At 67.8% G+C, this 10119-nt stretch carries 4 protein-coding genes; 2 read left to right on the top strand and 2 right to left on the bottom strand.

The window, feature by feature from the left end:
• Both WBA11_RS20015 and WBA11_RS20010 read right to left on the bottom strand, forming a co-directional pair.
• Positions 1 to 1610, bottom strand: a 1610-nt coding sequence (locus WBA11_RS20015) for a serine/threonine-protein kinase (protein ID WP_424522394.1), incomplete at its 3' end; no start/stop codon positions are given.
• Complete coding sequence (locus WBA11_RS20010; protein WP_424522393.1) at positions 1607 to 2137, bottom strand: ECF-type sigma factor; 531 nt, start codon at positions 2135 to 2137, stop codon at positions 1607 to 1609. The genes WBA11_RS20010 and WBA11_RS20015, both read right to left, overlap by 4 nt.
• A gap of 593 nt (positions 2138 to 2730) precedes the next feature.
• Between WBA11_RS20010 and WBA11_RS20005 the strand changes: the two genes are divergently transcribed.
• Positions 2731 to 3438, top strand: a complete 708-nt coding sequence (locus WBA11_RS20005) for a hypothetical protein (protein WP_424522392.1) — start codon at positions 2731 to 2733, stop codon at positions 3436 to 3438.
• Between the two features lie 147 nt (positions 3439 to 3585).
• Positions 3586 to 10119, top strand: a 6534-nt coding sequence (locus WBA11_RS20000; RefSeq protein WP_424522391.1) for a LamG-like jellyroll fold domain-containing protein, incomplete at its 3' end; no start/stop codon positions are given.

The raw sequence follows: 10119 nt of genomic DNA, 5'->3' as shown, positions 1-10119 counted from the left end.
GCGCGGGCCGGGTCGCCCAAAGCCAGCCGCGTCGACGCGAGACCGATCCGGGCGTCGCCGGCCTCGGGCGACGTGTCGGCCTCGCCGTAAGCGGCGAGTGACCGCTCGAGCAGGGAGTCCGCGCCGTAGGGGTCGCCCATCTGGATATACGCCCGCCCGACGACGCGGAGGAGGTACGCCCGGAGCGGGTCGGATTCGATGGACAAGACGCGACTGAGGCTCGCGTCGAGCGCCTCGCGGGCCGAGACCGCCCGACCCACGACCGGTTCAGGGTCGGCGGCGGCGAACACCCCAGCGAGGAGGGTAGCGGCCTCCTCGGCGCGGGACGTCGCGGCCTCCGAGTCCGCCCGGGCCGCTCGCTCGTTCTGGAGCGCCACGAGCGCCACCCCGAGACCGCCTACGAGCGCAGCGAGCGCTACGAATGCGGCGCCCACGGCGGCCCGATGGCGGCGCACGAACCGCCCAGCGACGTACCCGATCGCGTCGCGGCGAGCCACGATGGGCCGTCCGTCGAGGTAGCGTTCGAGGTCCTCTGCGAGATCCGCCGCCCTCGCGTACCGCCGGGACGGCTCAGGATGGAGCGCTTTGAGACAGATGGTGTCGAGGTCACCGCGGAGCACGCGCGACTGGCGGTCGGCACCGCCTCGCGCACCGCCCGCGCCCATCGCCAACCGGGACGGGCGCGTCGGCTCGGTCGTCGGGGGACCGTGTCGAGGGGCGTCGTCATGGGGACGAGATCCCGTGAGGGTCTCGTAGAGGAGTGCGCCGAGCCCATACACGTCTGCCGCCGTCGTGACGGTCGCGGCCGGCTCGTAGAGCTCGGGGGCCGCGTAGGCCGGCGTCAGCAGGCGCATGCCGGTCTGCGTCAGAGGGAACACCCCCGTCGCGCTCTCCGCCTCATCGATCAACTTCGCGATGCCGAAGTCGAGGACCACCGGTCGGGCGCCCCCGTCGCGGTCGGCCACGAGGACGTTCGATGGTTTGAGGTCGCGGTGGATTACGAACCGACGGTGCGCGTGGTCGACGGCCCGGGCCACCTCCGCCATGAGCCGCGCTCGCTCCCGGATGTCGAGCCCGTGCTCCCGGACCCAGTCCGTGATCGGCACCCCCTCAACAAACTCCAGGACGATGTACGGCACGCCGTCGTCCGTCTCTCCGCCGTCGATCAGACGGGAGATGCCGGGGTGGTCGAGCGTCGCGAGGAGGTCGCGCTCGCGGCGGAGCCGGGCGCTCACGTTCGACCCCGCCAATGCCAGCGATTGGCGTACGATTTTGACGGCGACGGTCTGGTCGAACACGCCGTCCGCCCGGCGGGCCCGGTAGACGCGGCCCATCCCGCCCTCGCCCACGAGCCCCTCGATCCGGTAGGGCCCGATCCGCGCGCCCTCCTTGACGCCGTGCTCCTCTCCCGTCTTCGGGAAGCCGCTGAGGGTCGGCGGGTGATCGAGGACGGGGTCCTCGGCGAGAGCCGCGCGGAGGACCGGCTCGAGGGCGTCCCGGAGGGCGGGCTCGAGATCTCGTAGATATCCCTCGCGCGAGGGGCCGTCGAGGTCGAGCGCGCAGGCGAGAGCGCCGTCGATCTCTACCCAACCAGGGGGGGCAGGAGTCATGACGCGTCCATGATCGACCGGAGATGGCCCTTCGCGCGCGCCCAGTCCCGGGTGGCGGTGCGCGTTGACACGCCGAGGACGTCCGCGACATCCGCGACGTCGAGCCCGCCGAAGAAGCGAAGCTCGACGAGCGCCGCCAGGCGGGGGTCACGCTCGGTGAGCGTGTCGAGGGCCTCGTGGACGGCGATGACGTTCGCGCTCACCTCCTCCCCCGCGACGAGGTGGTCCACGTAGGTGAGCGGGCGCTCGCCGCCGCCCCGCTTCACCGCGAGGCGGGCGCGGGCCCGGTCGGTGAGGATTTGGCGCATGGCCCGCGCCGCGACCGCCCGGAAATGCGCCCGATCCGTAAACCCCTCGGCGCCCGACAACTTCAGATAGGCCTCGTGGACGAGCCCCGCCGTCGAGATCGTGACGGGGTCGTGCTCCCGGGCGAGCTCTCGACTCGACAACCGGCACAGCTCGGCGTACACGGTGTCAGAGAAGGATCCCGACGGCGGCAGGCCATCGGCGAGCGAGGGGGCGGCCATGGAGTGGTAAGGGTCGGCGGTGAAACCTAATACGCACGCCGCCCACGCCCCGACCGTGGCGCGGCCGGTTGGTGAGCGCCACTGGGCGACCAAAAAAAACTTGGGGGGTGATGGCCGTTCTCGACGTCGTATTCCGCTTACAGCATGAGGACCCAAATGGCATCCGGCCGAGGGGCGGCGCTCCCCGCCGAACGCACCAGCGACAGGCCCACCCTCTCCACTAACGATCGGCTCACCCAATGTCTACTCCCGACGATCCGACACCGCCCGGCGCCCCGGGCCACCAGCCCCCCTGCAATACGCCGCCCGCTGGCGGCTACAGCCCACCTCAGGGCGGCGGCTACGGCCAGCAGTCCCCGGCGGAGACGGTCACGAATAACCTGGGCCTACGTAAGGAAATCGGAGCGGACGAGATGACGGCCTCGTGGCAGCCCATCTGTCGTTCGCTGTTGGAGCGTATAGCTGCTGTACAGTCGAGATCCAGGTCCCTACCCCTCACGCACTTGCGCCTCGCACTCGCCCTCTCGTCACTCCTCGTCTTCGCCGCCTGCGCCTCCGACCCCCCGCCCGACGTCGACGCCTCGGTCTCTGGCGTGGCCGCCTCGACCCCCGCCCCGGCCACGTTCTCGTCGGCCGACCTCGAGGGCAGCTGGCTCTACTGCGACGGCCCGTCGCTGCTCGACACCGAGGTCAGCTTCGAGGGGGACCGGTTCAACACTTACATCGACGGCCGGCCGGGCCTGTCCGGGGACTACGCCGCTGAGGGCGGAGACCTCGTCGTTGGCGAGAGTCGCTACGCCGCCGTGCTCTCCGGCCCAGTTCTCGCGTTGGTCAGCGACGACGGCGGGGCCGTCTACGCCCGGACCGCGTCGGCATGCCCCCCCGGCGCCAAGGCGCCCCCGGTATCCATGGGCTCTGAGTCGGAGCAGGGCTCTCCCGAGCTCTCCACGATCCTGGACATCGCTCGGGCGGAGGTCCGGAAGAGCGGGCTCCCCGGTGAGGTCGCTTTCCAAGACCCCTGGCTCCGCCAGTCGGGGGACTGGGCGTTTCTGGAGGCCGAGTTCCGCCGTCCCAACGGGGAGTTCATCTACGACACCGACCCCGACTACTGCGGCTTCGACGCGACGGTCCAACTCCTGCTCCGCCGTGCGAACGGGTCCTGGAGCGTCGAGAGCGGAGAAGGTGTCCAGAGAGGAGCAGAGGAGGAGGGGCAGTACTGCATCTCCGACGTGCCCGACTACTCCCCTTACGTCGACGACTTCGGCGCGCCTCGCTCCATCTTTCCGGACCTCCCCTACTGATCCCCTGCGTAGGCGGCTAGAGAGCACGTAAGTGGCCTCCAGGCCGTGTCGGCCCTCGCACCACGCCAGGGCCATGTTGCCCAACCGTCATACGCTCGATCTCGGCCGCTGCTGGCTCCTTTCGCCTCTAGCCCAACGCTTTCATCGATGAACTCGACCCTCGAACGGAGCCTCGTCCATACCTACGGAGACAAGCCCTACAAGCACAGTGCGCTGGCCAACCACCGGGGTACCGTCGTGGCGTTTGCCATGGACGACCAGCGCCGGATCTATTACAGCGTCCTCGACTTGGCTCAAGGCGACATGGCGCAGGGCGGAGACGACGCCAGCGAGATCGACGCCAACTTCTGGCTCGCCAACCCGAAGCCGGTCGCGTTCCCGAGCGAGATCGAGCAGGCCGGGTTCGCCGTGCTCGACCCGGTCAAGATGCCGGCCGTCAAGGACAGCACGACGGAGGAGGTCGCGGCCGGGAGTGTCCCGAACGATGAGTTGGACCCGTTCCTCTCGTCGACGGCGAGGCTCACGGCTGACGCCCCGTTCCAGGTCCTCAGCGACGGCAAGCACGTCTACCTGTTCCGCCAGGCGATCGGGAGCGACGACGAGAGCCTACATCCGCTCCACAAGCGCGAGGACGGCGGCGCGACCGCTGGCACCGACGGTCGGTTGGCGGACGACGCCGGCGCCCCGGTCCCCCTCGTCGACCGGACCCTCCTCGTCGACCGCTACGTGCTGGCGGGCGCCGAGCTCAAGCGCACCCGCGAGGTCCGCTACCGCCGCAGCCGGAACCGGACGCGGCCAGCGTCCTCGAAGGACTCGCTCGGCGCCAAGGACATGACCGGCAACCCGTTCTACGAGCCGACCAAGGAGGTCGACTTCGTGGGCAGCCTGACGCCAGGCAACGTGAGCGTGCTCCTCCTGCCGACGATCCGGACCGACGAGCAGCGCTGGCAGATCTTCGCCTTCGACGCCGAGACCGACGAGGTCCGCTCGGTCAACTGCGCGCGCGACGGGGACGGCTTCTTCGACACGCAGGACCTGAAAGACATCCGCTTCACGCTCGAGGGGCGCACGGCCGGCGCCGGGCTGGCGGCGGAGCTGTACTACGAGCAGGAGCAGCTCCCGACCGAGGACGTGGGCAAGACGGTCAAGCAGCACGCGCGCGTCTTACTCTGTGCAGCGACCCGGGCGACTGGAGACGCTGAGGGCGCGCCGAGCTACGTGGCCGCCGTCGACCTCGCCGTCACGCGCGATGGGACCCTGACTGAGATCGCCTCGGAGGCGGAAAAGAAGCAGCACAAAGCCGATCGCAAGCACACCGGCGAGAGCGGCCCGCCGAAGACGCCGATCACAGCCGAGCAGATGGGGGCGCTGGAGGACGAGATCGAGGACCTAGAGAGGAAGCAGGCCGAACGCGATGCGCTCCGCGACCAGATCGCGTACGTGAACAAGCAGCGTTCGGCGACCTTCTACCAACACGCCGACCAGAGCGGCAAAAGCTTCAAGCTGTACGCGGGCCATCGCGACCGCCAGATCGACGCGCGCGACATGGCGCTCACGAGCGGCGCCGACGAGCCCCCCAAGCCGCTGATCGGCTACGTGGCCGTCACCGACGAGGACACCGTCGTCAAGTTCTATCCCGAGCACGACCTTGGCGGCGAGCCCTGGACCGTCACCGAAAGCGGGAGCTCCGATGGGTGGCCGCACGAACCTGGGAGCGTCGAGGTGCTCCTGAGCCACGACCTGATGCGGATGGGCAGCTCCGCGTTGCAGTCGCAGGCAGAGATGGAGGGGCTGCCTGCCGACCTCGACACGCGGCTGACAGAGAAGCGGGCTCAGCGCGACGCGAGCGTCGTGCGACCGGATTCTGAACCGACGCCGGCTTCCAGCGCAGAGAAGCCTGCGTCGCTACGTGAGATCCCGATGCCGGTGCTGGCGGCCCGCACGGCGGACGTCAGCCACATTGAGGAGACGCTGGCGGAGATCGGCCGGCACGAAGACCGACTGTCTGAGCTCGACAGCGATATTCGTCGAGCTATCGAGCAGATTCGACTTATCAACGAGGAAAAGAGCTCAGCGGGAGGCGCGCTGCACGACGTCAGGGCCGAGTCTGTCATCCAGGGAGACATAGATGGTGCAGACTCAGACATCAAGAGGCTCGACTCTGTCTCCATCAGGGCAACCATATACGATCAGGACGACATATCAACAAATGGCGCGGGCAAACTATTGTCCCACACGTTTTGGCCTAGCACACACTGGCCATCCAGCAAGGAGCTACGTGTCGGAGATAGATATTCTAACCTGGCAAACGTGAACAGAGTAGAAGATGGCGATGATGATCACAACTGGGACGACGAGATACAATATGTTGATCTGGGCAGTGAGTATATAAAACTTACGCTATGGTGGCATCCTGATTTCAATGGCGATAAGCTTACAGTCACAAGTACTGGCAAAATAAGCAAACACTGGTATGACAAGGCCAGCAGCCTAGAGCTAGCCTACACGGACCGGTGGCACGCCGAGAAGAAGGCCGCCCAGGGCAAGCTCGACAACGCCCGCTCGGAACTAAGGCGTGCGCAGAAGCTCCGGCGGGACCAGGAGGCGGCGGCGAGGAAGTCGACCGACGAGCTCGAACGCCAACGCGTCGCCTGGGAAAGGGAGCGGACCCAGGCGCTCTCTAGGCTCTCCGAGCTGCGCCGTGTCCACTCCGAGAAGCGGTTGCCACAACCGCTCGTTCATTGCCACACCGACGGCCGAGGGCTGACGATCCGCTCCGGCCTGCTCCAGTTCGCTTACACCGACGCTCCACCCGTCTTGTTCGAGAGCGCGATCGGGCGGGTGTCGATGTACTTCAAGGGGGTGAACGACCAGTTTTTCGCCGCCTATTACGACATCCGCACGTCCCGTGCCACGTGGGCACTCTCCGCCAAACTCGGCGCCATCGGACTCACGTCGCAGACGGCCGACGTCGGGTACAACGGGGCGACGGTCACTGTGTCCGACGGGTCGCACAGCGACCTCTGCACGATCGAGATCCGCAACTCCGGCACCGGCGTCGTCGAGCACTGGCCGGACGTCCCGCGCGACGCCGAGACCGTCTCAGCGGTGCTCAACGGGACGGCGATGAAGCGGGAGTTGGTCGGGAGGGTCGCGACGCGGAACGGCGCCCTGAGCGGCTCGGCGATCACGCTCGAGGACGGCGCGATGACGCGCGTCCCCGCTCACGCGCTGCTCATCGTGGAGCCGCCGGAGGACACCGAGAGCGCCAAGCGAACGGAGGAGGTCGTCCTCAAGTTCAAGACGACCGAGGCCACGCCGAGCGGCCAGCGCGAGATCTCCGTCCGCGCCGGCGCCGTGCCGGACGGCTCCACCGTCTTCGTCGTACGCTACGACGCCGGCCGGGCCCGGGTGACGCCGAGCGGCTACTCGCTCGGCGAGGGGTCGCTGAGCGTCGTCGCCAAGCTGCAGGGGGCGGAGGGCGCCGTACAGAACGGCCAGGCGACGCTCGTCACCAACGCTCACTGCCCCTCGTGGGTGGCGGACGCGCCCGGGACGGCGTTCGTGTTCGACGGCGAGAAGCAGTACCTCCACAGCGAGACGCCCGAGCGCTTCGAGCGCGACGGAGACGTCACCCTCGAGGCGTGGGTCCACCCGATCGACGTCGACGGGCTGGCGGAGGTGGTCCACTCGGTCACGCCGGGGGGCGACCGGTACGCGCTGGCCGTCCGCACGGCAGAGAGCGAGTCCGCGCTCTCGTTTGGCAGAGCGAAGCCCTATATCGAGATCCCTACGCTCGACAGCTCCGCGCTGGGTCCGGCCTTTACCGTAGAAGCTTGGGTGTATCTAGGCGATGCTTCTGTGGGGAAAGATCAGCCGATCCTTTCGGATGACGGAACCGGCCGGCAGGATGCTATTCATAATGGGATTGAACTTCGAGTCCATCAGGGGAAGCTGTACGCCGGATTTGCAAGCGATGGCTCAGTCGGTACCGCTCACAACTCCGTCCATGGGAACGCAACTATTCCGCAGAGTGAGTGGACTCACGTCGCCTGCACGTATGAATCAGGGGGGCAGTTGTCCGTGTTCGTCAACGGAGAGCTGGACGCGGCGGGGCAGTTTGAGGGCTCGCTAAAGGGCCGTCACCCACTCGCGATCGGACTACGGAGCCACCGTAGCGGCCATGGTGTGTTCGGAAAAATCCCGACGTCAGACAAACTAGAGGGGGACCTCGACGAGGTTCGGATCTGGAACGTCTGTCGCAGTCCGGAGGCGATCCAGGCCAACGTATACCGTCGGTTGGGGGGACGGGAGCCCGGCCTCCTCGCCTACTACACCTTCGCCGACGGAGACACCCGCGACCGGTCCCAAAACGGGCACCACGGCGTGTTGAAGGGAGCGGGCGCTCCCACCGTGGTCACGTCGCCGCTTCCCGCCTTCACGTGTGTCGCGGCCGTAGGCCGCGACGTGATCGAGACGACGCGGCCGATCTCGACCGGGCGCTGGACGCACCTCGCGGCGTCCTTCGACCAGTCGTACGCGCTGCGGTTCGACGGCGACGCCTACGCTGACGCAGGCAAGAGCGCGGCGCTCGACGTGACCGGCGACTTGACCATCGAGGCGTTTCTCCAGGTAGACTACGTCGGCCGCCAACACGGCATCCTCTCCAAAGGAGCGCTCGGTAGCCCCGAGGTCGACAGCGAGGTCCCCTACGCGTTCTACGTCGACGCCTCTGGCCACCTCGTGTTCGAGATGGAGACGGGTAAGGGGGACCCGGAGCTCTTCCGCTCGACCCATGAGATCGAGAGCGGCCGCTTTCACCGTGTCGCCGTCGTCCGCAAGACGGACCTGCGAACGGTGAACGCGGGAGGGCAGGGCACGAGTGACAACGCTCCGAGTCGGAAGGAAGCGGAGCAGTTCACCACCGTGACGTTTTACATCGACGGCGACTGGGCAGGCTCCAAAGAGATCGCCAAGGCCGTCCCGAGAGGGAACGACAGCCCGCTCTACCTCGGGCAGGCACGGCTGGCGCACAACGCGGTCGCGCAGTTCGCCGGTGCGGTCAGCGAGATCCGGATTTACAGCCAGGCGCTCGAGTCCGACCAGGTCGGCAAGGCGCTCGGCAGAGACCAGCACGGCCTGACCGCGTGGTGGCGGATGGAGGAAAACCAGGGCCACATCGCCTACGACAGCAAGGGGGACGCCCACGCGCGCCTGTACGGCCCGGCGTGGATGGAGTCGCCCCAGCCGAACGGCTCCGCCTTCAAGCTGTACGTCGACGGTCAACTCGCCGAGACCACCACGGACGTCTTCGAGGCGCGCCCGGACTTCGACGCGTCGACCCCTCAGTTCACGCTCGGCGGGCGCCAGTCGGGCGCCGACTCCGGACAGCCGGGCCGTCTCTTCAACGGGCTTTTGGAAGAGGTCCGCATCTGGAAGGGGGCGCGCCGTCAGGAGCAGATCCTCGACAACCTGTTCACCCGGCTACGTGGCGAGACACGCGATCTGATCGCCTATTACACGTTCGACGACGTGGCGCGCTCGGAGGACGGCACGGCGACGCATGTCGAGGACTCGGGCCCCAAGGGGAACCACCTCCACTGGGCGACCGACGAGACGCCAACCGAGGTCCTGTCGACCGCGCCGGTCTCGGCGGACACGGCCGAGGTGCGCTCGGCACTGTCGGGCGTCCACACCGACTTCCACACGACGATGGACGGCCGCGCCGCGGCGGCCGAGTACGCTGATCTCCAGCGCGACGCCGAAGGCCACCTCCGCGGCGTCCACAAGAGGTGCTACGCCTACGTCCAGGACGGCCGCTGGATGCTCGTGACCGGCTACAAGGTCGGCAACATCAGGACCGAGTGGGTTGGACAGGCGCAGTTCGACCCCCAAGTGATGGGGTACATCGAGGGCGGGCCGCCGGTCCCCAGCGAGAACTTTACCGAGGGCGCCATCGAACTGAACTACGGGGGCACGAACGAGGTCGCCCTCGTCGAGTCCAACAACGTCACGGCCACCGTCTCCTCGTCGCACGAGGACAGCATCCAGACCGGCTTCGAAGTCGAGGCATCGGCCGGGATGAAGTTCAAGACGAGCCTGGTCGCGGCGCCCCTGGGCGCAGGCATCAGCACTGAGCTACCCGAGGTGACCGTCAAGGGCGAGGTCACGGGGGGCGCCAACGCCAACGGCGCGTGGGCCGGCGGCGAGTCGCTCGGGCGCGGCGTCAACACGAGCACCGCGAAGTCGGTCGCCGTCGGCGGCGGGTGGGACCAAGCGACCGACTCCACCGCCTGGGCCAACCCCGACTACACGCGGCGCTGGGTCCCGTCGAACATGGGGTTCGCCTTCGTCCAGTCGGAGACGGCCGACGTGTTCGCGCTCCGCCTGGAGCACACCGGCACACTCGTCGGGCTCCGGATGCTGCCCAACCCGGACATCCCGAAGGACACCAACATCATCCCGTTCCCGATCAACAACCGCTACACGAAACAGGGCACGCTCAACGGTCAGGTAGGCTCCGATAAAGACGGCAACGTTGTCGTCGACCCGGACTTCACGGGTGCGAACCAGCCCAGCTACTTCAAGCCCATGGAGGCGTACCAACTGAAGCGGCGCGTCCAGGAAGAGGAGCAGAAGCTGAAGGCGTACTTCGCCAGCTTCGACTCGACCCCGCAGGAG

This window comes from Rubrivirga sp. (assembly GCF_049648075.1).
Lineage (GTDB): Bacteria > Bacteroidota > Rhodothermia > Rhodothermales > Rubricoccaceae > Rubrivirga.
This window is presented reverse-complemented; position numbering and strand designations above follow the sequence as displayed.

Coding starts and splice junctions, on each gene's coding strand:
- WBA11_RS20010 (WP_424522393.1), bottom strand. CDS start 2,137: ATGGCCGCCCCCTCGCTCGCCGATGGCCTGCCGCCGTCGGGATCCTTC.